Origin of the sequence: Thermobrachium celere DSM 8682 (assembly GCF_000430995.1) — a bacterium.
Classification (GTDB): Bacteria; Bacillota; Clostridia; order Clostridiales; family Caloramatoraceae; genus Thermobrachium; species Thermobrachium celere.
Genome location: NZ_HF952018.1, coordinates 89,070 through 112,485, shown reverse-complemented (window position 1 = coordinate 112,485; position 23,416 = coordinate 89,070). Strand labels below are relative to the sequence as shown.

The window sequence follows — 23,416 nt, the reverse complement described above, 5'->3', positions numbered from 1 at the left end:
CTCACCTCAAAACTTTAAAAACATTATAAAAAAGCCTATTATCTCACATATTTCTATACAGGCACCATAAATATCCCCTGTTAATCCATCTATCGTATTATAGGACTTTAACATCAAAAGTATTGCAAAGGCTAAATCAATAAAAAATATATATAGTGAAACATAACCTAAAAACCAAAATGCAATAGGCATAAAGCTTGATACTGACAAAATATAGTAAAATTCAGACCTGTTTTGTGTGATTTGTGCACCTAGGCCTTCCTTCTTTGCACTTTTACCAAAGGTAAACATAAAGGCAGCAGTTAATCTTGCAAAGGCAAGAGAAAATATAAGGGTAAAAAACATATATTTATATGAAATTTTAGATAGAACTATGAACTTTATTAAAATATCAAATACAACTGCAATAACTCCAAACACTCCTACCCTTGAGTCCTTCATTATTTCAATTATTCTTTCTCTACTTCTTGAGGAGAAAAAACCATCACAGGTGTCGGATAAACCATCAAGATGAAACCCTCCTGTTATTGCTATTATGGATAAAACTATAAAAAGTGCTGCTATTTGATTATCCACTCTATATAGCAAATAATAAGAAATATAGCTCAATGAGCCTATAAGTACACCTATATAGGGATAGAAAAAGGTTCCTCTTGCTAAAGTCTTTTTATCAACTTCTGTTGAAACTGGTATTGGCAGCCTTGTTAAAAACTGAAGAGTTAATATTAAAGATTTAATCATTTTATTTTAATTGGAATACCACATACTACTAAATAAACTTCATCACATAGGCTGCCAAGTCTAACATTTACTCTTCCCTGTATATCTCTAAAGGCTCTTGCCACATTGTTTTCTGGAACTATAGAATACCCAACCTCATTTGTAACTAAGACTAAGTTACCCTCTTTTTTTCTTACTTCTTCAGTTAGTCTATTTAACTCATCTATTACTGCATCCTCCACATCCTTTTTTGCTATATCATCTATATACTCAAGCCCTGCCGTCCTTTCAAACATAATATTTGAAATCAAATTAGTTACACAGTCTAAAAGATAGTTTTTTTCATCTCCTACTGCATACTTTAAACCCTTATATCCCTCAAAGGTCCTCCAAATATCTGGTCTTCTTAATCTATGCAGCCTTACCCTCTCCTTCATCTCCTCATCCTCTACAACTGCCGTTGCTATATAAACAACATCCTCCTTACCACTAAACATTCCTTCTGCAAAACTGCTCTTACCAGACCTTACCCCACCTGTTATAAGCGTTATCATATTGCCTTCTCCTCTCTTATATCTATAAGAAAATCATTTACTATATTTGCATCCTCAAAACTTCCCATATCCCTCATCATCTTTTGAGAAGCTTCTATTATAAAAAAGGCAAATGGACAGCCCGAACCCTCACCTAATCTCATATTTAAATTAACCATAGGTTCAAGTCCTATCTCCTTCATCATATATCTTGCACCAGGTTCTGCTGATAAATGAGATGGAAAAATATAGTCTTTTATAAGTGGATTTAATCTAACTGCACATAGGGCTGCTGCTGAGGATATAAATCCATCTATTACAATTGGCACTCTATTTTTAGCTGCACCTATAAAACAACCACATAAACCTGCTATATCAAGCCCTCCAACCTTAGATAAAACATCAATTGGGTCTTTAGTATTTGGTCTGTTTATGTAAAGTGCCTTTTTTACAACTTCTATTTTGTGTTTATGCTGTTCATCTGTTAGTCCAGCTCCTTTTCCAACAACAACCTCAGCCTCAAGGTTTGATAGTGCACATAAAACTGCTGCTGATGTTGTTGTATTTCCTATACCCATCTCTCCTGTTCCTATAAGGTTGTACCCCTTTTTTACAAGCTCATCCACAATCTCTATACCAACTTCAATTGCCCTTACTGCCTCCTTATACTCCATAGCTGGTTCCTTTGCCATGTTTTTAGTACCCCACATAATCTTTTTGTTTATAATTTTAGGGTTATTAAATTCTGCATCTACTCCAATGTCTACTACCGTTAAATCAGCCTGTACCATATCAGCAAATACACATACACCCGTTATTCCTCTTGTAAAATTCTGTGTAACTATTTTTGTGATTTCCTTAGGACATGCACTTACTCCTTCTTCTACAACACCATTATCTGCACACATAATCACAATGTTTTTCCTAAAATCATTAACTAAATTTCCTGTTATTCCTGATATCTTTGCTGCTATTTTCTCTATAGTTCCAAGGCTCCCTATAGGTTTTGTTAAATTATCAATCCTCTGCCAAGCCTCTTGAATTTTGTCTTCATATAATGGTTTTATTTGGTGCAAACTGCTTTTTAAAAGTTCCATATTAGTCCTCCTTAATCTATGTAAAATAAAAAAGCCTCCAAGGAAATGGAAGCTTTTATTTTTAATACTAATAAATCCCATATAATGTATGGACTTACCAAATAAAAAAGCCTGCAAAAGGGCAGGCTATCGTTTACGCTTTGCCATTCCCTTCCCTCCGAAGGATTAGCACATCAAAGGCAGGTCTCCTGGCTCACGGGTCATCCTCCTCCTACCTTCCCAGTTTCCCAGTGGTTAGGATTCGTCTCCGTCTACAGTAGCGGGGGCTGCAGTGGATTTTCACCACTTTCCCTATTAAGCTATTAAATAGCACCTTTGACGCATATATTCACTTTTCAATATTATTTTATACTATGCTTTCATATTTTTTCAACAATTTTTAGAAATTTTTATTTTTTATTTATAATTTTTTTAAATCCACAACTGCTCTAATCTCTCCAACCTTAACACCTTTATTATTTAGATTTGGTGGGTTTTTGAAGTTTGATAACCTACTTATTTCGGAATAATTTAATATTTTCATATCCTCTAATATCTTCATAACTGCAGGATAAAGAGCTCTATAGTTTCCATCCTCTATTTTAACTGCAATACCTATTCCTAAATCCTTAACACCAATGCAGTATACAGCCTCTGCCCCAAGCTTCCCTATCAATTTGCCATCTGCTGCCTTCATAAGCTCTGTACAAAAACCATTAGTACCTGCTACCATTTCAGGATATGATACCATAGAATTATATATCCTTTCTGCTGCAGCTTTATAATCATCATTTAGGCCATATCCAGTAACCATTCTTGCATAGCCTAATGCCATATTGTAAAGTGGCATTCCAAATACAGGTACACTGCATCCGTCAACGCCTAATATTATCTTTTCCTTATCGATATCACAAACATTTGCAACAACTTCCAATGTATCCCTTTGAACTGGGTGTTCCTTTGTGTTGTAATCTATAAGGCCATATCCTTTATGAAGACAGGTTGCAATAACTCCTATATGTTTTCCTGAACAATCGCAATTTAAAGTAGTAATCTGATGATTTTCCTTTAGCTGCTTTTGTCTATAGGCTTGATTTATCGAATAGGTTTCTCCACATAAAAGCGCTTCTTTTTTTATATTTATCTTATTTAGCATCTCACTTAAGGTTTTAACATGAAAATCTTCTCCATAGTGAGATGCACACATTATTGCCAATTCTTTATCTGTAAACTTAAACTTATCTGCAGCACCAGATAATATAACATTCATTGTCTGTATTGGCTTTGCTGCTGAACGTATATACGTTACTTTATAAGCATCACCAGAATAGGCTAAAACCCTACCCCTATAATCTACAACAACAGCATCTCCTCTATGAATACATTCAACTAATGGCCCTCTTGTCACCTCAACAAATATCTCTGACATTAAATTACCCCCTATTCAAACTTTTTTATATTAACACCTATGTTATGAAATGCTGTACACAGTCCAATGTCTGTATTTCTGCCTTCTATTAAAGAATTTAAATCTATATTTTGTCCAAATGGTACAACTACATGTTCCCTTCTAACATCATAGGTAGTCTTTGCCCTTAAAGTTATACTTGATAAACTATTAAATATAATCATTTTTTCACCATGATTTATACCTAACCTATCTGCATCATCTTTGTTTATATAGGCATAGGGCTCCTCCATAGTATCTAATATTGATGGTATATTCAAATATTGTGAATTTGTCACATCTCTACTATGAATAGAAATTAATTTAAAGGGCCCTACTTCATCAAACTCTTTATAGATTGGCAATTCATTTTCTCCCCACTTTTTCATTCCATCTACCTTAAATTCTATCTTTCCAGATGGAGTGTTAAACTTTAAATCTTTATATACAACTTCACAATAATCCTCTGTTAAATATGGACCTTTTCTTAATGTATCAATACTCACATTTATTTTTGAATACTTAAGCACTTCCTCTATAAATTCTAAATTGTTTTCAGGAATTAAATCTTTATTAAGCCCCATTCTATCTGCAAGTTCTCTATATATTCTGCTCTCATGTATTGAATCTCCTAGTGGCTCAACTACTTTTTCATGAAGCATAATGTATGGATGCCAATACGATCTTAAAACATCATAGTATTCAAATGTTGCTGCCGCAGGCAATATTATATCTGCATATTTTGCTGTTTCTGAAACCACTGTGTCAATACATACTAAAAATTCAATTTCCTTAAGTGCCTCCCTTAAGGCATTTGAGTTTGGGTTTGACATAACAGGGTTTGCTGCCTGAATAAGCATACACTTTATACCCTTATCTTTTATTGCTTGTCCCATATTCACCACATTTATTCCTCTAGTATTTTTAATTGGCTTAATTGTCTTTAGGTTTAGCCTTGGCCTTGTATGATTTGAATATCTAAAACCTCCACCTTCAATTCCAACACTTCCAACAAGTGCAGGTAGGAGTGAAAGAGCTCGTACTGTTTGGCCTCCTTGTATTTGTCTTTGTATACCAAACCCACAGATTAATGTAAAGGGCTTTATATTTGAAATTAACTCTGCAACTTCTACTATCTTTTCCTTTGGAACCTTTGTTACCTCTTGTGCATATTCTAAGCTGTATTTTTGTACCTCCAGTTTAAATTCATTAAATCCATATGTATAATTATTAACAAAATTCACATCATATTTGTTATTTTGTATTATGTAGTTGTGTATTGCCATTGCAAGAGCCAAATCAGTCCCAACTTCAGGTGTTATAACTAAATCTGCATATTTTGCTGTCTCACTTCTTCTTATATCTATTAAAACAACCTTTGCTCCCTTCTCCTTTGCCCTTTTTATATGTACTAACTCCTGTATATTTGTATTGGCTGGATTTTTACCCCATATAACTATTAGCTTTGATTTTTCTAAATCCCATGGTGCATTATGTTCTACACTCCCATAGGTTAACTTTAGAGCCTCAAGGCCAGCAGCAGAACATAGATCTCCATAAACATAAGTATATCCTTTAAGCTGATTTATGAAATTATTGTACACCCTTGATGCTGTTCCAAGTTCACCTGCACCCTTGTAGAATAAAAATGATAGAGGATCTTTTTCTTGTACCTCCATTATACGTTTTGCAACTTCATCCAGTGCCTCTTCTATGCTAATTTCCTTAAACTCACCTTTTCCCTTGTCTCCAACCCTCTTTAATGCCTTCTTTAGCCTATTTCTACCATAATTTCTACTTATATATTCAAAACCTTTTCTACATATTATGCCTTCTGTTGCCCTATTTTCTTTATCTCCTTCAATCTTTACAATCCTTCCTGCCTCAACCTCTAAAATCAAGGAGCATCCTCCATAACAATCCCTTGGACATACTGCTTTAAACTTCATTTAATCCCCTCCAAAAACTACTCTACTAAAATTATACATCAACTAAAATATTTAGTAACCATTCTTTTTTAATAAACATAATATAAAATGAAGTTTAATTTAGGGTGGTTAAATGAGCAGCAAATCCAAGAAGAATGAAGAATTAAATGTTAAAGAAGAGCCTAATTTAACAGTAGATATATTAGAGGATACAGAACAAATAGAAAGTGACGAACTATCTAGAGGCAGTCAAGATGATTGCGATTCAATACTTATTAGCTCAAAAAATATTCCTGAATGCAAAAATGATCCTGAAGAACCCTGCTGTAATGATGTAAAATATATTAATGTACCTGTTGTTATAAGCCAATTTAAGATATGCCTACAGCTTGAAAATTCTGTTAGATTTTGTGAGCCTGTTGTATGCATAAAGGCATCTAAAAAAACACTTCAGCTTAAAGAATGTAAATTAATACCTGGAACTAAAAAGGTTTTTATACGCGGAGTTATCAAAAAGGTATTAGAATATGCTTCTGCAAGATGTCAAAACTCAAAGGGCTCAAGTGGTAATATTAGATATTTAACATACATCGTTCCATTTGAATGCACAACTGAAATAAGCTATATAAATCCACCTGAGATAAAAGCTAATAAGGAACAAAAGTTTATCCCCCTTGAATACCACTTTGTATGTGAGGATAAAGGATATTTCAACCAAAACATCGTATGTGAAATAATTAAATATAAAATAAATGAACTGATGTGTCGTGAAGATATAGTACCTGTTGAAAATATAAAGGGACAGGACTGCTTCTATAGGATGAAGGAAAAAATAGTTCTCAATCTTCATCTAAGGCTTATGCAAAATCAAGTTGTGTGTATTCAAAAGGATTGTTTAGGATAAAAATATGGCTTAAGGTGATAACACCTTAAGCCATATTTCATTACTTAGCATCTTCAAATTCAACCTTTAGTTCATCAAATCTTGGTTCCTCTTCATCATCTAATGCCTTATATCCATCCCAGCATACCTGTTGATTTTGGAGAAGCTTAATTGTAATATAGATAACCATTTTTTCTTTTATCTTTCTAAATACTTCTTCAGTTTCAAATCCCCTAACTGGTCTAGAGTCAAGCTTAATATCTGTTTCATAGATATAAGCATTCTCTAATTCGCAGTATACTCTTTCATTAAATACTTCTACATGTTTATAGTTATCTTCTTTATCATTCTTACCACATTTTTTGCAATCTAGGAATTCTACTTCCTTTTTTGGAGGAGTTGAATATATTTTTGGATACTTTTCAAAACATACTTCTGTTACGCAATCAAATGGAACATTCAATGTTGCATGTCTAATATCTCCTGCAATACCTTTTCCTGCAACTCCTCCTAAGGTTGAATATACAATATTCTTTCTTACAAAACCTGCAAGATATACCTTGTTTGTTCCTGGAATTAAGTGGCATTGAGTTAGATATACATTTTTATCTATAAACTTTATATCTATTGCATCCTCTGGAAGAGTTATATCTACTTCTGTATCTATTTGAACTGTAAATTCTGCTAAAACTACTGGTATTTTAACGTATTTCTTTCTTCCATACTGATAGTTTTTGCACAAACATTTAGTATCTGATTTTGTCACTTCAATTGTCTGTTGAGGTTGTGTTGGATTACAAGTTCCCCTTGCTTCTTCAGGTTTTACATCAATAGTAACATTATTATTTCTAATATCTGGCATATTATGGCCCCCTCTTATTTTTCCTACTCCATATTATGCCAGATTTTGTCGAATGTTCTGATAAATTTATTTTACTCCCAAAAATTTTAATCTCAATCTCTTCTCATAAAAGTTCATAAATACATTTATTACTAAAACCAGAATTATTAAAACAGCAGATGAACCTGCAGCTATTCTCTCTGCATCTGGTACTAATCCTATGGATTTAACATACCATAAATGTACAGATAATGTTTCTCCTGATGAAAGGGGATTAAACTCTGGATAGTTTCTTGATATACTAGTACCTGCTGTAAATATTAAAACTGCAGATTCACCAATTGCCCTACCAACAGCTAATTTTATACCATTTATTATCTTATGAAAGGCTGTTGGCAACATTATGGACATAATAGTTTGCCATTTTGTTGTTCCTAGTGCTAAACTCGCCTCTTTATACGTTTGAGGTACTTCTCTTAGTGCAGTTTCAGTTACACTTACAACAACAGGTAAATTTACTATTGATAATGTTAAAGCTCCACCTAAAATACTAAAACCAAATTTAAATTTAATAACAAATATAACCATACCAAAAAGACCAAAAACTATAGAAGGCACAGATGCTAGAGTTTCAATGCTCAATCTTATCATTCTAGTTATTATATTATCCTTTGCATATTCTGCCAAATATATCCCTGCACCAATTCCAACAGGAATTGTAAATATCAAAGAAAGTACTAAAATGTAAAATGTGTTAAAGAGCTCTGGTCCTATACCTCCACCTTCCTCCATTTCTTTTGGCATACCAAGTAAAAATTCCTTATTTAATACAGGTAATCCCTGTGCTAAAACCATATACAAAAACCAAACCAGTATTCCTACAACTAATACTGCTGCTAATTTTAATATTAGTGTTACTATCATATCCTTAATCTTTACAAACATCAACTCACTTGCCTCCTCTGAATTAGGCGTATTATTAAAATTAATAAGATTGATACCATAAGAAGTACCGTTGCCATCATAAATAATGCATTACTCCATGTACTTCCAAACTCACAGCTTCCCATATCCATAACAATACCTGTTGTTAATGTTATAGTAGGTTCAAGCAGTGAATTTACAACCTGTGGAGTATTTCCGATAACCATCTGAACTGCCATTGTTTCTCCTAGTGCTCTTGCCATTGCAAGTATAATAGCAGTAATTATCCCTGGTAATGCACTTGGAAGAACAACACTAAAAACAGTTTGGACCTTAGTTGCACCTAAAGCATAAGATGCTTCTTCATAGGATTTATCAACAGATGAAATGCTTGCCTCTGATATACTTATAACTGTTGGAAGTATCATTATTGATAAAATTATTGCCGCAGGTAAAAATCCAAACCCTGTGCTATCTGGGAAAACTTCACGAATTAGAGGTACAATAACAGTAAGACCAATAAAACCATATACCACAGATGGAATTCCAACAAATATATCAATAGCAAACTTCATAACTTCCCTTATTTTTTTAGGGGCAAATTTACTCATATATATAGCACATAAAACTCCTAAAGCTCCACCTATTGTTATTGCAAGTAATGTTAAAATAAGTGTTCCTCTCCAAAAGGCTAAAATACCAAATTCTCCTTCATCAGGTGACCAATAATCACTCGTAAAAAAGCCCTCTACTGTTATTTCTTTAAAAACATTAATTCCATTTTTTGAAACATACACTATAATTGAAGCTACTATAAAAACTGTTAAAAGGGCACATAATAGCAAAAGATATTTCATTGAATTGTCTACTATTGAGTTTACTATACTAGTTCTTTCCTTTCTTCTTACAACATATCTTGCTGACTGCTCCATCTTCATCTCCCCATCCTAAAAATAATCACCAGATGAACTGGTGATTATTTTAATTTTACTTTCTCTTTGTGCTTTTTCTTAAAGCTGAACTTGGTTTAACATTTGTAGCCTTATTAGTTGAAGTTGTAAGTTTTATTTTGCTTACTTGCTTTGTTATGCTTGTATTAACTGGTGCAAACTTGTAGAATGGTAAAACTCTATTTTGGAAAGTAGAACTTTGTACATAGTTTATAAATGCCTTAACAAGCTCTGAAGGTTGTCCTTTTGTATACATATGTCCTATTGATACAAGCTTATACTTTCCGTTCTTTACATTATCTAATGTACAGTCAACACCTTCATACTTTAATGCCTTAACTGTCTTATCAACATAAGCTAAATCAACATATCCAATAGCACCTGGAGTTCTAGCTACTGTTGCTTTAACTGAACCATTACTGTCTTGAACGATTGCATTTGTTGTAAACTGTTCTGAACCCATAACAAGTTGTTGTACTGTCATTCTTGTACCTGAAGATGCTTGACGCATTATTACAGTTATCTTTTGGTCATTTCCTCCAACTTCCTTCCAGTTTGTAATCTTACCTGAAAAAATATCTGCTAATTGTTGCTTAGTAAGGTTATTAACTTGAACACTTGGATTTACTATAAAAAGGAATGGAATAACTGCTATCTGATGATCAACAAGACCACTTCCTTCTGGTGCAAATACGTCTGAATTACCAATATCAACAACGCCATCTTGAACATTCTTTATTCCTGTTCCTGAACCTCCACCTGTAACTTGAATAGAAACCTTTGGATTTGCCTTCATAAAATCTTCTGCTGCTTGCTTTACTATAGGTAAAAGCGCTGTTGAACCAGAACACTTAATTGTACCTGAATATGTTTTTGCATCAGCCTTAACAAATGGAACTGATACTGTTAATGTCATTGCTGCTAATACAGCTGAAAGAAGTCTTTTCATCTTTTTCATACTTATATACCTCCCTTTTTTTAGTAAGGGGGACATGCCCCCTTTATTATTTAGCATCATAAATAATATCTAGAGCTTGTAGTGGTACATATATTCTTTCTGACTTTGATAGAATTGTTAATCCATTTAATCTGTAAACTTTTCCATTTATCTTTAGAATATTTGTATTTACTGGAAGCTCAGCTTTTATCTTTCCTTTAGTTATTTCAACTACTGGGTTTGCCATATCTGTTATGTCTAAATCTGCCTCTGCTCCTGGTATATATTGTAAACCTTCCTCTAGGTCTATGAATAACTCCGTATTTACGTCTTCTAAATCAATTCCCATCGCATCTGCCATAATCTTTGCAAATTGATAGTTTTCTAATGTTCCCTTTGGTGCATGAGGACCATATGCATAGAATACAACATCATTTCCAGTGTGACCTGTAGTTGTCCAGCCTATTGTTGATCTTGAACTTATAATTGGTCCTACTACAGACTGTACCTTTCCTGCTGGAGCCTTCTTTATAGCTTCTATTTCTTCTGCTGTTAAATCTTCGATTCCAAAGTAATCCTTCATAACTTCAGCAATATTGCTCTTATCTTCATTAAATAGTTTTTCAATTCCCTTTCCTGTAACCTTAGCCTTCTTTAGTGGATTTATTAAATCTGCTAAAGGTAATGATGGATATGTGCTATCTGTCTTCTTGCTTCCTATTGAAAGTCCACCATTATCATGATCTGAAACCACAATTACTAATGTATCCTTGTTTGATTTTGCAAAATCAAGTGCTACTTTTACAGCGTTGTCAAATGCTATAACTTCAGTTGCTACACCTACTGGGTCATTTGCATGTGATGCCCAGTCAATTTCACTTCCTTCTACAAATAGGAAGAAACCATCTTTATCCTTTGAAAGTATGTCTATAGCCTTTTTAGTCATTTCTGCTAAGCTTGGTTGCTTTGCAGGATCTCTATCTAAATCATGATCCATTGCATCATCTGCAAAAAGACCCCAAACCTTATTAGCCTTTGTCTCCTTCATAGACTTTGTATCTTCAACCACCGCATAACCCATCTTCTTTAGCTCTGCAATTAGATCATTACCATCTTTTCTACCCTTTTCTTCAGGAATATTATACTTTTCTCCACCTGGAACTAAATATTGTTTTCCTCCACCAAAAACAACATCTAATCCTTGATATACTTGTTGCATTGCTATATCATAATATAATTCTCTGTGTGGAACATGTGCAGTAAACCCTGCTGGTGATGCATGTTGTACCTGTGAAGTTGAAACTATTCCAGTTGCCTTTCCCTTTATTTTTGCTGCCTCTAATATAGTTGCTATTGGCTTATATGCATCCTTTTCATCTACTGTCTTTTTATTAGGTAATTCAATCTTTTCAGGGTAAACACCTATAAGCTTATCATTTGATTTAATACCTGTTGCAAATGCTGTCGCAGCTGGAGCTGAGTCAGTTATTATTGATTCTGCACTATAAGTTCTTATTACTCCTGCTGCTATTTCATCCATTGCTAAGTTTGAACCCTTATACCATCTTGCAAGTGTAGTATGTGATATTCCCATACCGTCACCAAGTAAAAAGATCACATTTTTGGCCTTTCTTACTTCTTGAACTACTGGTTTTACATTATTATTTTTTTGTACCGGCTTTTTAACTACTGGCTGCTTCTTTACATTTTTTACTACCTTCTTTGTAACCTTTCTCTTTGTTACTTTAGCTCCAGTTCTCTTATGTACCGTACTTTTTTGTGTAACAGTTGTAACTTTCTTTGTTGTGGTTCCTGCTGCACTTGCATTAAGTTCAGTAATAGGACTTACTAGAACAGATAATGAAAGTACAAGCGACAATAACAGGTTGATTGCCTTTTTAGATTTACTGTTCATCCTTAAACCCCCTTATTTTTCTATTTTCTTGAAATGAATTTTATAAATAGGTACAACAAAGAATGATTACCATCATTGGTAATTGTATTTGTTCTATATTATCTTCACATTAATACCATGTTAAATATTGTAAAGATAGCGTTAACAATCAATTTACAAAAAAATCAAAAGCTGTTAAAGGATTCATTTTTTAATCCTTTAACAGCTCTTTAATCACTCTTCAAATAGATCCAAATACTTTTCTACTGTCTCTTTCCTCTTCTCAGTCTCCTTATAATCCACAGCCCATTTTAAGCATCTTTTAAATACTACATCCCCCTCTTTTACTTTATCCTCAAAATCATCAATGTTAATTTCTACTACCTGCTCATCATCTAATACAACTACAACCATATTCCCCTCAATTCGATCTACAACACCCTTCATCATATCACTCCTTAGGAACTATATGGCACTTTCTACATCTTGCTTCATATGCTTCAGTTGCACCAACTAAAATTATAGGGTCACTGTATCTTGCTGGCTTTCCATTTATTAATCTTTGAGTTCTTGTTGCAGGATTTCCACAAACAACACATATTGCATGTATCTTATCAACAAACTCTGCTATTGCAAGAAGCTTTGGAATAGGCCCAAAGGGTTCTCCTCTAAAATCCATATCAAGACCAGCACAAATTACCCTTTTGCCCTTATCAGCAAGCTTTTTACATACATCAACTATCTTTTCATCAAAAAATTGAACTTCATCAATTGCTACAACATCTGTTGTATCCTTTACATAATTAAATATTTCTTCTGATTTTGATATACATATTGCTTCTTCCTTTATTCCTGTGTGTGAAACTACGCAAGTTTTACTATATCTATCATCTATAACTGGTTTAAATACAACCACATTTTGCTTTGCAATTTTTGCTCTTTTTATTCTTCTTATAAGCTCTTCACTTTTCCCACTGTACATTGGACCAACTATAACCTCAATATATCCATGATCCTTTGGGCCGTACATATTATCCCTCCATCCTAGTATATGAAAAAAGACCGGCATGCCGGTCGAAAATAATTATTCTTCAATCTTTAGATTGTACTTCTTCATGAACTTATCCATTCTTCCGCCTGATTCAACTATCATCTTTTGCTTACCTGAGAAGAATGGGTGGCACTTTGAACAGATTTCAACTCTTAATTCCTTCTTTACTGATCCAGTTGTGAATGTGTTACCACATGCACACTTTACAACTGCATCATGGTTGTAGTTTGGATGGATGTCTCTCATGTATTTCACCTCTTTCTTAGTTTCTTAACATAAATATATATGCTTTATGTAGTACCTTCCGTCAACTTTTTAGATTATATCATATTTATGATTAATTTTCAACATTAAAATTAATCCTTTAAAACTTTTGCAGCCATTTGAACAAATTCCTTATTCGTCCTTGTTCTTGCTATTGCATTTAATAGTTTTTCTGTAGCCTCTTGAGTTGTTTCATTTGCAAGAAGCCTTCTTATAGCAAGAACTGCTGCCTTTTCTTCATCATTTAGTAATAGATCTTCTCTTCTTGTACCTGACTTGTAAATATCTATTGCTGGGAATATCCTTCTCTCCTGAAGCTTTCTATCAAGATGTACTTCCATGTTACCTGTTCCCTTAAACTCCTCAAATATAACATCGTCCATACGGCTTCCTGTTTCAACAAGTGCAGTTGCAAGTATAGTTAAACTTCCACCTTCTTCTATGTTTCTTGCTGCACCAAAGAATTTCTTAGGTTGAATTAGTGCCCCTGGATCAAGACCTCCAGATAGTGTTCTTCCAGTTGGATTAATTGTAAGATTATACGCTCTTGCAAGTCGTGTGATACTATCAAGAAGAATAACAACATCCTTTTTTAATTCAACAAGTCTTTTTGCCCTCTCTAATACAAGCTCAGCAACTCTTGTATGATTTTCTGGTTCATTATCAAATGTTGAATAAACAACTTCACCCTTTATAGATCTTTGCATGTCAGTTACTTCTTCTGGTCTTTCATCAATTAAAAGAACTATAAGCTCAACGTCTGGGTGATTTGTTGTTATTGCATTTGCAATCTTCTTTAAAAGAACCGTTTTACCTGCCTTTGGAGGTGCAACTATAAGGCCTCTTTGCCCTCTTCCTATTGGTGCTAATATGTCTATCAATCTTGTTGCTAAATCTCCGCTTGAAACCTCAAGGCTTAATCTTCTATTGGGGTAAATTGGAGTTAAAGTTTCAAAGCTTTTTCTTCCCTGTACCTTCTCTGGAGGCATACCATTTATTTCTTGAAGATATATAAGTGCCTTATACTTTTCAGTCTCCTTTGGGAACCTTGCTTTTCCTTTAATTAAATCTCCAGTTTTAATATTAAATCTTCTAATCTGTGAGGGTGAAACATATATATCTCTTGGACCTTGTTGATAATTATCAAGCCTTAAAAATCCATATTGCTGGTTTTCAACCAGTTCAAATACTCCTTCAACTGTATCTGCATCCTGTAGAAGCTCCTGAATCTTTTCACGTTTCTCTGCATCAATATCATGTAGTTTTATCTCTTCATCCCTTATATCATCAATCTTTTCATCCTCTATCTCTGGTAAAATAATCTCTTCGCCCTTTGCTTTGCTCTTTTCTTCCTCTATTTTAAGTATCTCTTCAATTAATTCACTCTTTCTATACTTTGAGACAGACTTTATGTCATAATCCTTTGCTATTTGCCTTAATTCCTCAAGCGTCTTCCCTTTTAACTCTTCAAAATTCATACTACACCTCCATAATTTTACATAAGACAAGGATACTGAAACTCTATAATAAATTAAACTATTTTGTTTTTGTGGTTATGCTGGGGAAATATACGAATGGAACAGAATATGAGACTCGACTACTTCTATTTTAATACTCTGTATTTAAAATGTAAAGTATAACTGATATTTCTTAAATAATAATAACTAAATAAAAATCACGTTAAGGTGAAATACACCTAAACGTGATTTGTTTGTACCTTTTTTAAATTATGTATAGCATTTATAAATCTTACTGTTCCTGTTTTTGATCTCATTACAACCGACTGAGTTTTTACCTTATCTTTACTTAAGTATAAAACTCCCTTTAAAAGATCACCATCTGAAACTCCTGTTGCTGCAAAATATACATCATCTGCCTTAACTATATCGTCTATATAAAGTATCCTATTTAAATCATCTATTCCCATCTGTTTACATCTTGCCCTTTCTTCTTCATTAGTTACACACAACCTACCTTGAAAATCTCCTCCTAAACACTTTAAAGCCGCTGCAGCAATAACACCTTCTGGTGCACCACCTGTTCCTACCATAATATCAATTCCTGTATCCTCAAAGCCTGTGGCAATAGCTGCTGCTATATCTCCATCTGTTATAAGTTTCATTCTTGCCCCTACTTTTCTTACCTTTTCCATAAGCCCAAAGTGTCTTTCTCTATCTAACATAATAACAGTTACATCTTCTACCTTTTTATTCAATGCCTTTGCAACATTTCTTATATTCTCTTCAAGTGGAGCATCCAAGCATACAACTCCCTTTGCTCTTCTTCCTACTGCTATTTTCTCCATATACATATCAGGTGCATGTAAAAGTCCACCCTTTGGTGCAACAGCAAGAACAGATAATGCATTAGGAAGTCCCTTTGCAACAAGGTTAGTACCATCTAGCGGATCAACTGCAATATCAACCTCTACACATTCTCCATCTCTTATTCCCACTTCTTCTCCAATATAGAGCATTGGAGCCTCATCCATTTCACCTTCACCTATTACAACTGTACCCTTTATAGGTATTAAATCAAACATCTTCCTCATAGCTTGAACAGCAGCATCATCTGCAGCGTTCTTGTCTCCTCTTCCTAATAGCTTTGAGGCATTTATTGCTGCAGCCTCTGTAACTCTAACATAAGATAATGCTAAATCGATATCCATACTACTCCCCCATTCCAAAATGCTATCTATATTATATACACTTTATGTATTCAAAGTCAATATATAATATATCATAATTATAATATGTGCTACATTATTTGTTAAATAAATTAATAAAGTGCCACCCAAGTGAAATGCGACATTTTCCAACTATTCCCATAAAATTTTATTTTGTAATTGCAAGCAAAACAAAAGGAGCACAAAGGCTCCTATTCTACCTATAATTTAATTATCATTTACTTTTAAAAAATAAAATCTAGAAAATATTTTTAACATAAAATATAATTAATATCCTCTCCTACTTAAATTGTGTATAGCATTTATATATCTTATAGTTCCTGTCTTTGCCCTCATTACTATAGAACTTGTTTTTGCCCTATCTTTGCCTAAAAAGACAACACCCTTAAGCAGATTTCCATCTGAAACTCCTGTTGCTGCAAAATACACTTCATCTGATTTTACTATATCATCAAGCTGCATAACCCTACTTAAATCCTTTATACCCATATTAAAACATCTTTGTTTTTCTTCCTCATTCATTGGACAAAGTCTTCCCTGAAAATCTCCTCCAACACATTTTACAGCCGCTGCAGTTATAACTCCTTCTGGTGCCCCACCTATTCCTATCATAATATCAACACCGCTCTCCTCAAAACAAGTTGCAAGGGCCTCTTGTATATCACCATCGCTAAATAGCTTTAATCTTGCATTAACCCTTCTTACCTCTTCCATCAAGTGTTGATGTCTTGGTCTATCTTGAATTACAACGGTAACATTTGAAACATCCTTTTTTAAAGCCTTAGCTACATTCTTTATATTTTCACTCAAAGGCACATCTAGTGATACTACTCCCCTTGCCTTAGGTCCTACTACAAGCTTTTCCATATACATATCAGGTGCATGTAAAAGTGAACCCTTTTCTGCTATTGCAACAACTGCAAGTGCATTTGGCATTCCCTTTGCCACAAAGCTTGTACCATCAAGGGGATCAACTGCTATATCAACTTCATAATCTCCACTTCCTAACACTTCTCCTATATAAAGCATTGGCGCTTCATCCATTTCTCCTTCACCAATTACAACTGTTCCTCTTATTGGAAGAGCATCAAACATCCTCCTCATACCTTCTACAGCTGCTTCATCTGCTGCATTCTTATCTCCACGCCCCATGTACTTTGATGCATTTATTGCAGCAGTTTCTGTTACTCTAACAAGCCCCAGTGCCAAATCTGTGTTCATAATATTCCTCCTAATGTGATATACTATTTGTTTCTGTAATAACATTTTTTATTATACTCTTCCTGTTAATTGTTTGTCAAATATATTTTTGTTAAATTATATTTATTTAATGTGCTATACTAAATAAGTGCCACCCATGTGAAATGTGACATTTACCATATTTTGCTTTAAACTTATCAAAAAAGTTAAAAATCCAGCTAAAAGATAACTTTTAGCTGGATTTAAATTTAAATCATTTCTTTGGTACTGTTTCCCAATCCTTTAAGAACTTTTCTATTCCTATATCTGTCATAGGATGTTTAGCCATTTGAACAAGTACCTTATAAGGAACTGTTGCAATATGTGCACCTGCTAAAGCAGCTTCTACAACATGCATTGGATGTCTAATGCTTGCAGCTATTATTTCTGTCTCAATACCATAGTTGTCAAATATCCTTACAATCTCTTCAATAAGATTCATACCATTATGTCCTACATCATCTAGTCTACCTACAAATGGGCTTACATATGTTGCACCAGCCTTTGCTGCAAGTAGTGCCTGTGCTGATGAAAATATTAATGTTACATTTGTTTTTATTCCCTCTTTTGAGAGAACCTTAACTGCCTTTAATCCCTCAAGTGTCATAGGTATTTTAATTACTATATTTTTGTGAATTTTAGTAAGTTCCCTTGCTTCTTTAATCATCCCATCTGCATCAAGGCTTATAACCTCAGCACTTATAGGACCATCAACAATTTCAGTAATCTCCTTTACAACTTCAACAAAGTCTCTTCCTTCCTTTGCAATAAGTGAAGGATTAGTAGTAACTCCACAAATTATACCTAATTTTTCTGCCTCTCTTATTTCATTTACATTGGCAGTGTCAATAAAAAGCTTCATATAATCACTCCCCATTTATTATTTTATCACCCATCTTTTTGTTTTATCTATAACTCCAAGATGAGTTAATAGCTCAAGCATATCCTCCATGTACCTATTAACCATATCATCTACAAAATATTCTTTCCCTAAAAATGCAATTTCCATACCACAAATAGGGCAAGCAAGTATATTAGCCTGTTTGTCTATCAAATCCTTTATTTTATACTTATATCTATGTACTTCACCACATGCAATACATGGAATATCTATATCAACTTCTCCCTTATTAGCACTAACCTTAAAAACAACATTACCACAATTACATCTTTTACTCGTCGGCCTTTTTGCTTCAAACAAATTTATATGGAAGCTTGTATATTTACCACATTCACTACATTTAACCGCCGCCTTTATGGAAGAATCCATAATCATCCCCTTCACCTCCATATTCATATATTCTTCACTTAAGTTAAAATTCCTTCTTGTCGAAAAAATTATTTTTTTGTCAATTATATTTTAAAAGGATTTATATATTTTTTGAAGAATATAAATATTATGAAAACATTTAAGGGGGTAATACTATGCCAATTGGTGAAAAGGTTGTAATTAGGGTAAGAATGTCTAGCCACGATGCACATTATGCAGGAAACTTAGTAGATGGAGCAAAAATGCTTCAACTATTTGGAGATGTAGCAACTGAACTTTTAATTCGCCATGACGGAGACGAAGGGCTTTTCAGAGCCTACGACAGCGTTGAATTCTTAGCTCCTGTTTATGCTGGAGATTATATTGAAGCTATTGGTGAAATTGTTGAGGTTGGAAACACATCAAGAAAGATGAAATTTGAAGCTAGAAAAGTTATAACTTCTGCAAATATTCCTGGAAATGATTCTGCATGTGATGTACTAGAAGAGCCTATCGTTGTTTGTAGAGCATCTGGAACTTGCGTTGTTCCAAAGGATAAACAAAGATTTAATAGGGGGTAATGGGAATGGAAAAGCTTATTATAACATGTGCACTAACAGGTGCAGAAGTTACAAAGGAGCAAAATCCAGCTGTTCCATATACAGTTGAAGAGATGGCTCAATCAGCCTATGAAGCATATAAGGCTGGTGCATCAATTTTACATATTCACGTTAGAGAAGACGATGGAACTCCAACTCAAAGCAAAGAAAGATTTAAGGTAATATTAGATGCAATAAGAGAAAAATGTCCTGATGCAATACTTCAAGTTACAACAGGCGGTGCTGTTGGAATGAGTGATGATGAAAGACTTGCACCTGTAGAATTAAGGCCTGAAATGGCAACACTTGATGCAGGTACAATTAATTTTGGTGATGAGGTATTCGTTAACAGCTTTCCTTCTTTAATTAACTTTGCAAAGAAAATGAAGGAATTTAACGTAAAACCTGAAATAGAGGTATTTGACAGAGGTATGGTTGAAAATGCAAAAAGACTTCTAAAAATGGGACTTTTAGAAGCTCCTCTTCATTTTGACTTTGTTTTAGGTGTTCCATCTGGTATGCCTGCCGATATAGACAGTTTAACATATATGGTAAGATCTCTTCCAGAAGGCTCAACATGGACTGTTGCAGGTATTGGTAGATACCAACTTCCTATGGCCGTATATGCTATACTTCTTGGTGGACATGTAAGAGTTGGACTTGAAGATAATATATATTATAATAAAGGTGAACTTGCAAAATCAAATGCACAACTAGTAGAAAGGGTTGTAAGAATAGCAAAGGAATTAGGTCGTGAAATTGCAACACCTCAAGAGGCAAGAAGAATACTAAACATAAAATAAGGGTGGTTTTATAAAACCACCCTATTTAGTTAATTTTATATATTTACCATAAACATAAGCAATTCTATTATTGTATTTTATTTTATACCAACCCATTGAGCTCTCTAATATTTCAAATTTAGTTCCTTTATTTAGTACAAATAATACTTTACCTTTTAGCTTAGGAATTTGTCTAAAATTTAATTTAGATACAGCAACATATCCATATTTTGTATTAAAATTACTCTTTTTTGCTGCATCAACAGTATGGTATTTTTCTATTTCTTTAATCTTATTATTAATATCTCTTTTTACTTCAACAAAGGCATTCTCTTTTTGTTTATAATAATTCAAATCCCTTTTAACCCAATAATTTTTTACCCCAATGTACATTTCACAATTATTTATTGAGCTAATTAATTTGTTAAAGTAAGTGTCATTTTTTAAATTTATATAATACATTTTACCATTAATAACTAACTTAACATAATTTGTTTTATCAGCAACTGGTTCTCTTTCAGTAAGCATTAATGCAACCTTATCTATGTCTTCGTATATCCTTATATGTGGTAAAACTCCAATCTTATTAATTTCATTTCCATTTGGTGAGTAAAATTTTTGTGTTGTTAACTTCAATATATCTCCATTGGATAATACGAAAAAACTTTGGGCTGTTCCTTTGCCAAAGGTTCTATTTCCTATTATCAATGCTTTATTATAATCCTTTAAAGCTGCCGCAAGTATTTCTGAAGCACTTGCTGAGTTTCCATTTGTTAATAAAATAAATCTCTCATTTATTAATCTACTTGGTACAACATCATTTTTTACTTTTGTTTGAAAGCCGTATTTATCTTTTAAAACAACACATGTATTACTACCAATAAAATTAGACAAAATTTCTACTGCTGTATATAAAAAGCCTCCACCATTATTTCTAACATCTAAAATAAAAAAATCTGCTCCTTTAGATTTTAAATTATTATAAACACTTAAAAACTCACTATTCGTATTTTCCCCAAAGGACATTAAATTTATATATCCTACATGTCCATCTATTAATGATCCCTTTACTGTAGCCAATTCAATTTTTAATCTTTTTAAATTAAAACTTAATATTTGGTTATCTCTTTTTACTTTTAAATTTACATATGTTCCTTCTTCACCACGTATTAATGATATTGCATCTTCTAATGATCTATCAACTATAGACAGACCATTAATTTCAACAATAACATCTCCTGGCAAAATACCTGCCTGCTTAGCAGAAGAATTATCTAAAACAGAAGTAATTAAAATACCTTCTTCACACTTTTCAACAACTATTCCAACCCCTACATAACTTTGATTAATAGAACCAATAAATGAATCAAATTCATCCTTTGTAAAATAAGCAGTATAGGGATCATTTAAATTATTTATTAACTCCTCCACAGAGTTCACATTTAACTTTGAATCATCCACATTTTCCACATAATAATTCTTAATTATTTCTTTTACTTCTTCAAGTTGTGCTTCTGCAAAAACATTAAGCTGAAAAAGAACCATTATAACAATTAAAAAACTAACTATCTTTTGCTTTAAATTTAATCTCATAGGCACAGCCCACCTCCCTTCTTAAATTTACTATTTGATTTAATTAAAACAATAAGGACAGGTATTTTTAATACCCGCCCCAACTTTTAAAACTTAAATTCCTTTGACTTCAAATTTAAAAACTCTTATACTTCTTTTTGGAATTACTATGCCATCCCATTCTAATTTAATCTGTTTATTTTCTCCGTTTTTATTAAAATTATATGGTAGATAATCCAACTTTACATCTTGGTAAGCTCCATTTCTTACAACATATGTTAAATATAATGTTTCCTTTTCACTGCTGTATGCCTCGCTGAATACATCCAGATCAACAGTTTTTTCTTCTAGAGGTGGCATTTTCTGTATAAATTCTACAATTGCATCCCTTTCATCCTTATTTATATCACTAGGTAATATTAAATCAATTCTATTTGGATCATTTACCTGAGCTTGCAGCCTTTCAGTATCAAACTTAACCATAAGTTTCTTTTCATTTATGTCCTTTATAAACATATCCTCTAGCTTAATATAAAATTTCCATGGTCGTGCTGAAAGAGGTGGAATGTCCCCAATATCTGTAGCTTCAAATGTTCCTCTAAAATAAATATTATTATCCTCATCTGTTATCATAATAGGAAGCTTATCAAAGTTTATTGTATTCTGAAGCCCATTTCTAATTATAACACTTGCTTCTACTTCATCACCATTTAAATAAATATATGATGTATGAATATTTACCTCTCCCTCATTTATTGGATCTAATGATTCAAGTTCTTTTTTATAATATTCTTTTGTCACATTTGAAACTCTATTTTCAACCTCTGGATGTAGCGATATATCAATCTTAGCCTTTTTTCTTGGCATTATTCTTTCCTCCTTCAATTTTTATAGGTAATTTTAATTTTATCATACAAACAAGCAAAAGTCTACAATTATATCTAATAACAGATATTAAAATCAGGTTCTATAATAAATGTTGGGGCGTAGCCCCAGCATATTTTTTTACAAAAAAATATGCACCTGTTTAGATGCCTGATATAATAAATTACATACAACAACATATTACCTGAAAGGAGGCATCCAACAAGTGCACAATAATAATTTTATCAAAAACCTACTCGGTTTTAAAGATGTTATTGTAACAAAAATACTTAATATAGATAATTGCATTGAGATTTATTTAGAAATGAAGAAGAAACCTCATACTTGCCCTTGTTGTCATTCTCAAACTCGTAGAGTTCATGATTATAGAACACAACGTGTTAAACACATTCCTCTATTCTTAAAACCTACTGTTCTCGTTATTAAAAAGCGTAGGTATCGTTGTAATATTTGTGGTAAAAGATTTTATGAGCATATTGAATTCTTGCCACGTTATTATAGAATCACTAATCTTTTATCTATGTACGTTATAACAGAGCTTACTAATACTTATAGTATGTCAAGTTTAGCTAAAAGAGTTAATTTGTCTGTTGATACTATAAAGCGCATTTTTAATAATGTCTCCTATCCTTCTGCTACTACTTTACCTGAAATTATAGCTATTGACGAATTTAAAGGTAATTCTGGAGGTTCTAAATATCACTGTTGTATCGTTGACCCTGTTAATAGAAAAATTATCGATGTTATTAAAGATAGACATTTACACGTCCTATCGGACTACTTTAAAAAAATTAAAAACCGCGATAGCGTCCAATATTTTATTTGTGATATGTGGCAACCTTATATTGATTTAGCTAAAACTTACTTTAAAAATGCCATTATTGTAATTGATAAATTCCATTATATTAGACATGCTATGTGGGCTGTAGAAGCAGTTAGAAAGCGTATACAAAAAG

The 23,416-nt window shown here is 33.0% G+C and carries 24 protein-coding genes and 1 riboswitch; of the genes, 4 read left to right on the top strand and 20 right to left on the bottom strand.

The features are described from left to right. Positions 1 to 6 precede the first annotated feature (6 nt). From cobS to TCEL_RS01140, 5 genes are all read right to left on the bottom strand, one after another. Positions 7 to 741 carry an adenosylcobinamide-GDP ribazoletransferase gene (cobS, locus tag TCEL_RS01160; RefSeq protein WP_018660283.1) on the bottom strand — a complete coding sequence of 245 codons (735 nt, stop codon included), beginning with the start codon at positions 739 to 741 and terminating at the stop codon, positions 7 to 9. Continuing rightward, positions 738 to 1,274, bottom strand: a complete 537-nt coding sequence (cobU, locus tag TCEL_RS01155; RefSeq protein ID WP_018660282.1) for a bifunctional adenosylcobinamide kinase/adenosylcobinamide-phosphate guanylyltransferase — start codon at positions 1,272 to 1,274, stop codon at positions 738 to 740. The genes cobS and cobU overlap by 4 nt, the downstream gene beginning before the upstream one ends. Continuing rightward, positions 1,271 to 2,350: a nicotinate-nucleotide--dimethylbenzimidazole phosphoribosyltransferase gene (gene cobT, locus TCEL_RS01150; RefSeq protein WP_018660281.1), complete on the bottom strand. Its 1,080-nt coding sequence runs from the start codon at positions 2,348 to 2,350 to the stop codon at positions 1,271 to 1,273. Before cobT ends, cobU begins: the two co-directional genes overlap by 4 nt. Before the next feature lie 161 nt (positions 2,351 to 2,511). Further along, positions 2,512 to 2,682: riboswitch (cobalamin riboswitch) on the bottom strand. A 68-nt stretch (positions 2,683 to 2,750) separates the two neighbouring features. Next, a complete protein-coding gene (locus TCEL_RS01145; protein WP_018660280.1) occupies positions 2,751 to 3,758 on the bottom strand; it encodes an asparaginase in 1,008 nt (335 codons plus the stop codon). 11 nt (positions 3,759 to 3,769) lie between these two features. Next, entirely contained in the window at positions 3,770 to 5,725 is a 1,956-nt protein-coding gene (locus tag TCEL_RS01140) for a molybdopterin-containing oxidoreductase family protein (protein ID WP_018660279.1), read from the bottom strand. 112 nt (positions 5,726 to 5,837) lie between these two features. Between TCEL_RS01140 and TCEL_RS01135 the strand changes: the two genes are divergently transcribed. Continuing rightward, a complete protein-coding gene (locus TCEL_RS01135; RefSeq protein ID WP_018660278.1) occupies positions 5,838 to 6,608 on the top strand; it encodes a DUF7852 domain-containing protein in 771 nt (256 codons plus the stop codon). Positions 6,609 to 6,648: 40 nt separating this feature from the next. Here TCEL_RS01135 and TCEL_RS01130 read toward each other — a convergent pair whose 3' ends face one another. The 13 genes from TCEL_RS01130 to TCEL_RS01070 form a co-directional block, all read right to left on the bottom strand. Next, positions 6,649 to 7,449 carry a CsxC family protein gene (locus tag TCEL_RS01130; RefSeq protein ID WP_018660277.1) on the bottom strand — a complete coding sequence of 267 codons (801 nt, stop codon included), beginning with the start codon at positions 7,447 to 7,449 and terminating at the stop codon, positions 6,649 to 6,651. A 66-nt stretch (positions 7,450 to 7,515) separates the two neighbouring features. Next, entirely contained in the window at positions 7,516 to 8,373 is an 858-nt protein-coding gene (gene pstA, locus TCEL_RS01125) for a phosphate ABC transporter permease PstA (protein ID WP_018660276.1), read from the bottom strand. After that, positions 8,373 to 9,284 carry a phosphate ABC transporter permease subunit PstC gene (pstC, locus tag TCEL_RS01120; RefSeq protein WP_040683702.1) on the bottom strand — a complete coding sequence of 304 codons (912 nt, stop codon included), beginning with the start codon at positions 9,282 to 9,284 and terminating at the stop codon, positions 8,373 to 8,375. The genes pstA and pstC overlap by 1 nt, the downstream gene beginning before the upstream one ends. A gap of 55 nt (positions 9,285 to 9,339) precedes the next feature. Further along, positions 9,340 to 10,260, bottom strand: a complete 921-nt coding sequence (locus TCEL_RS01115) for a phosphate ABC transporter substrate-binding protein (RefSeq protein WP_018660274.1) — start codon at positions 10,258 to 10,260, stop codon at positions 9,340 to 9,342. Positions 10,261 to 10,306: 46 nt separating this feature from the next. Beyond that, complete coding sequence (locus TCEL_RS01110; RefSeq protein ID WP_018660273.1) at positions 10,307 to 12,154, bottom strand: alkaline phosphatase; 1,848 nt, start codon at positions 12,152 to 12,154, stop codon at positions 10,307 to 10,309. Between the two features lie 213 nt (positions 12,155 to 12,367). After that, on the bottom strand, positions 12,368 to 12,580 hold the full coding sequence (locus tag TCEL_RS01105) for a DUF3006 domain-containing protein (RefSeq protein ID WP_018660272.1): 213 nt from the start codon (positions 12,578 to 12,580) through the stop codon (positions 12,368 to 12,370). A gap of 4 nt (positions 12,581 to 12,584) precedes the next feature. Continuing rightward, positions 12,585 to 13,163, bottom strand: coding sequence for a thymidine kinase (locus TCEL_RS01100; protein WP_018660271.1), 579 nt, complete (start codon positions 13,161 to 13,163; stop codon positions 12,585 to 12,587). 54 nt (positions 13,164 to 13,217) lie between these two features. Continuing rightward, positions 13,218 to 13,430 carry a 50S ribosomal protein L31 gene (gene rpmE, locus TCEL_RS01095; RefSeq protein ID WP_018660270.1) on the bottom strand — a complete coding sequence of 71 codons (213 nt, stop codon included), beginning with the start codon at positions 13,428 to 13,430 and terminating at the stop codon, positions 13,218 to 13,220. Positions 13,431 to 13,540: 110 nt separating this feature from the next. Continuing rightward, a complete protein-coding gene (gene rho / locus TCEL_RS01090; RefSeq protein ID WP_018660268.1) occupies positions 13,541 to 14,926 on the bottom strand; it encodes a transcription termination factor Rho in 1,386 nt (461 codons plus the stop codon). 218 nt (positions 14,927 to 15,144) lie between these two features. After that, positions 15,145 to 16,116: a class II fructose-bisphosphatase gene (glpX, locus tag TCEL_RS01085; RefSeq protein WP_018660266.1), complete on the bottom strand. Its 972-nt coding sequence runs from the start codon at positions 16,114 to 16,116 to the stop codon at positions 15,145 to 15,147. Positions 16,117 to 16,401: 285 nt separating this feature from the next. Beyond that, positions 16,402 to 17,358: a class II fructose-bisphosphatase gene (glpX, locus tag TCEL_RS01080; protein WP_040683824.1), complete on the bottom strand. Its 957-nt coding sequence runs from the start codon at positions 17,356 to 17,358 to the stop codon at positions 16,402 to 16,404. Positions 17,359 to 17,587: 229 nt separating this feature from the next. Next, entirely contained in the window at positions 17,588 to 18,235 is a 648-nt protein-coding gene (gene fsa / locus TCEL_RS01075) for a fructose-6-phosphate aldolase (protein WP_018660262.1), read from the bottom strand. An 18-nt stretch (positions 18,236 to 18,253) separates the two neighbouring features. Beyond that, positions 18,254 to 18,649, bottom strand: coding sequence for a hypothetical protein (locus TCEL_RS01070; protein ID WP_018660260.1), 396 nt, complete (start codon positions 18,647 to 18,649; stop codon positions 18,254 to 18,256). Between the two features lie 149 nt (positions 18,650 to 18,798). On the opposite strand from TCEL_RS01070, the gene kal reads away from it, so the two are divergent. Further along, a complete protein-coding gene (kal, locus tag TCEL_RS01065) occupies positions 18,799 to 19,203 on the top strand; it encodes a 3-aminobutyryl-CoA ammonia lyase (RefSeq protein WP_018660259.1) in 405 nt (134 codons plus the stop codon). Between the two features lie 5 nt (positions 19,204 to 19,208). After that, on the top strand, positions 19,209 to 20,024 hold the full coding sequence (gene kce / locus TCEL_RS01060; protein WP_018660256.1) for a 3-keto-5-aminohexanoate cleavage enzyme: 816 nt from the start codon (positions 19,209 to 19,211) through the stop codon (positions 20,022 to 20,024). 21 nt (positions 20,025 to 20,045) lie between these two features. Here the strand turns inward: kce and TCEL_RS01055 are convergent, their stop codons facing one another. Beyond that, complete coding sequence (locus tag TCEL_RS01055) at positions 20,046 to 21,596, bottom strand: S41 family peptidase (protein ID WP_242823444.1); 1,551 nt, start codon at positions 21,594 to 21,596, stop codon at positions 20,046 to 20,048. 93 nt (positions 21,597 to 21,689) lie between these two features. Beyond that, positions 21,690 to 22,442, bottom strand: a complete 753-nt coding sequence (locus TCEL_RS01050; RefSeq protein ID WP_018660252.1) for an SLAP domain-containing protein — start codon at positions 22,440 to 22,442, stop codon at positions 21,690 to 21,692. A 223-nt stretch (positions 22,443 to 22,665) separates the two neighbouring features. On the opposite strand from TCEL_RS01050, the gene TCEL_RS12685 reads away from it, so the two are divergent. Then, positions 22,666 to 23,416, top strand: a 751-nt coding sequence (locus TCEL_RS12685; RefSeq protein WP_040683701.1) for an ISL3 family transposase, incomplete at its 3' end; no start/stop codon positions are given.

Coding starts and splice junctions, on each gene's coding strand:
- cobS (WP_018660283.1), bottom strand. CDS start 741: ATGATTAAATCTTTAATATTAACTCTTCAGTTTTTAACAAGGCTGCCA.
- cobU (WP_018660282.1), bottom strand. CDS start 1,274: ATGATAACGCTTATAACAGGTGGGGTAAGGTCTGGTAAGAGCAGTTTT.
- cobT (WP_018660281.1), bottom strand. CDS start 2,350: ATGGAACTTTTAAAAAGCAGTTTGCACCAAATAAAACCATTATATGAA.
- TCEL_RS01145 (WP_018660280.1), bottom strand. CDS start 3,758: ATGTCAGAGATATTTGTTGAGGTGACAAGAGGGCCATTAGTTGAATGT.
- TCEL_RS01140 (WP_018660279.1), bottom strand. CDS start 5,725: ATGAAGTTTAAAGCAGTATGTCCAAGGGATTGTTATGGAGGATGCTCC.
- TCEL_RS01135 (WP_018660278.1), top strand. CDS start 5,838: ATGAGCAGCAAATCCAAGAAGAATGAAGAATTAAATGTTAAAGAAGAG.
- TCEL_RS01130 (WP_018660277.1), bottom strand. CDS start 7,449: ATGCCAGATATTAGAAATAATAATGTTACTATTGATGTAAAACCTGAA.
- pstA (WP_018660276.1), bottom strand. CDS start 8,373: ATGTTTGTAAAGATTAAGGATATGATAGTAACACTAATATTAAAATTA.
- pstC (WP_040683702.1), bottom strand. CDS start 9,284: ATGGAGCAGTCAGCAAGATATGTTGTAAGAAGAAAGGAAAGAACTAGT.
- TCEL_RS01115 (WP_018660274.1), bottom strand. CDS start 10,260: ATGAAAAAGATGAAAAGACTTCTTTCAGCTGTATTAGCAGCAATGACA.
- TCEL_RS01110 (WP_018660273.1), bottom strand. CDS start 12,154: ATGAACAGTAAATCTAAAAAGGCAATCAACCTGTTATTGTCGCTTGTA.
- TCEL_RS01105 (WP_018660272.1), bottom strand. CDS start 12,580: ATGAAGGGTGTTGTAGATCGAATTGAGGGGAATATGGTTGTAGTTGTA.
- TCEL_RS01100 (WP_018660271.1), bottom strand. CDS start 13,163: ATGTACGGCCCAAAGGATCATGGATATATTGAGGTTATAGTTGGTCCA.
- rpmE (WP_018660270.1), bottom strand. CDS start 13,430: ATGAGAGACATCCATCCAAACTACAACCATGATGCAGTTGTAAAGTGT.
- rho (WP_018660268.1), bottom strand. CDS start 14,926: ATGAATTTTGAAGAGTTAAAAGGGAAGACGCTTGAGGAATTAAGGCAA.
- glpX (WP_018660266.1), bottom strand. CDS start 16,116: ATGGATATCGATTTAGCATTATCTTATGTTAGAGTTACAGAGGCTGCA.
- fsa (WP_018660262.1), bottom strand. CDS start 18,235: ATGAAGCTTTTTATTGACACTGCCAATGTAAATGAAATAAGAGAGGCA.
- TCEL_RS01070 (WP_018660260.1), bottom strand. CDS start 18,649: ATGATTATGGATTCTTCCATAAAGGCGGCGGTTAAATGTAGTGAATGT.
- kal (WP_018660259.1), top strand. CDS start 18,799: ATGCCAATTGGTGAAAAGGTTGTAATTAGGGTAAGAATGTCTAGCCAC.
- kce (WP_018660256.1), top strand. CDS start 19,209: ATGGAAAAGCTTATTATAACATGTGCACTAACAGGTGCAGAAGTTACA.
- TCEL_RS01055 (WP_242823444.1), bottom strand. CDS start 21,596: ATGAGATTAAATTTAAAGCAAAAGATAGTTAGTTTTTTAATTGTTATA.
- TCEL_RS01050 (WP_018660252.1), bottom strand. CDS start 22,442: ATGCCAAGAAAAAAGGCTAAGATTGATATATCGCTACATCCAGAGGTT.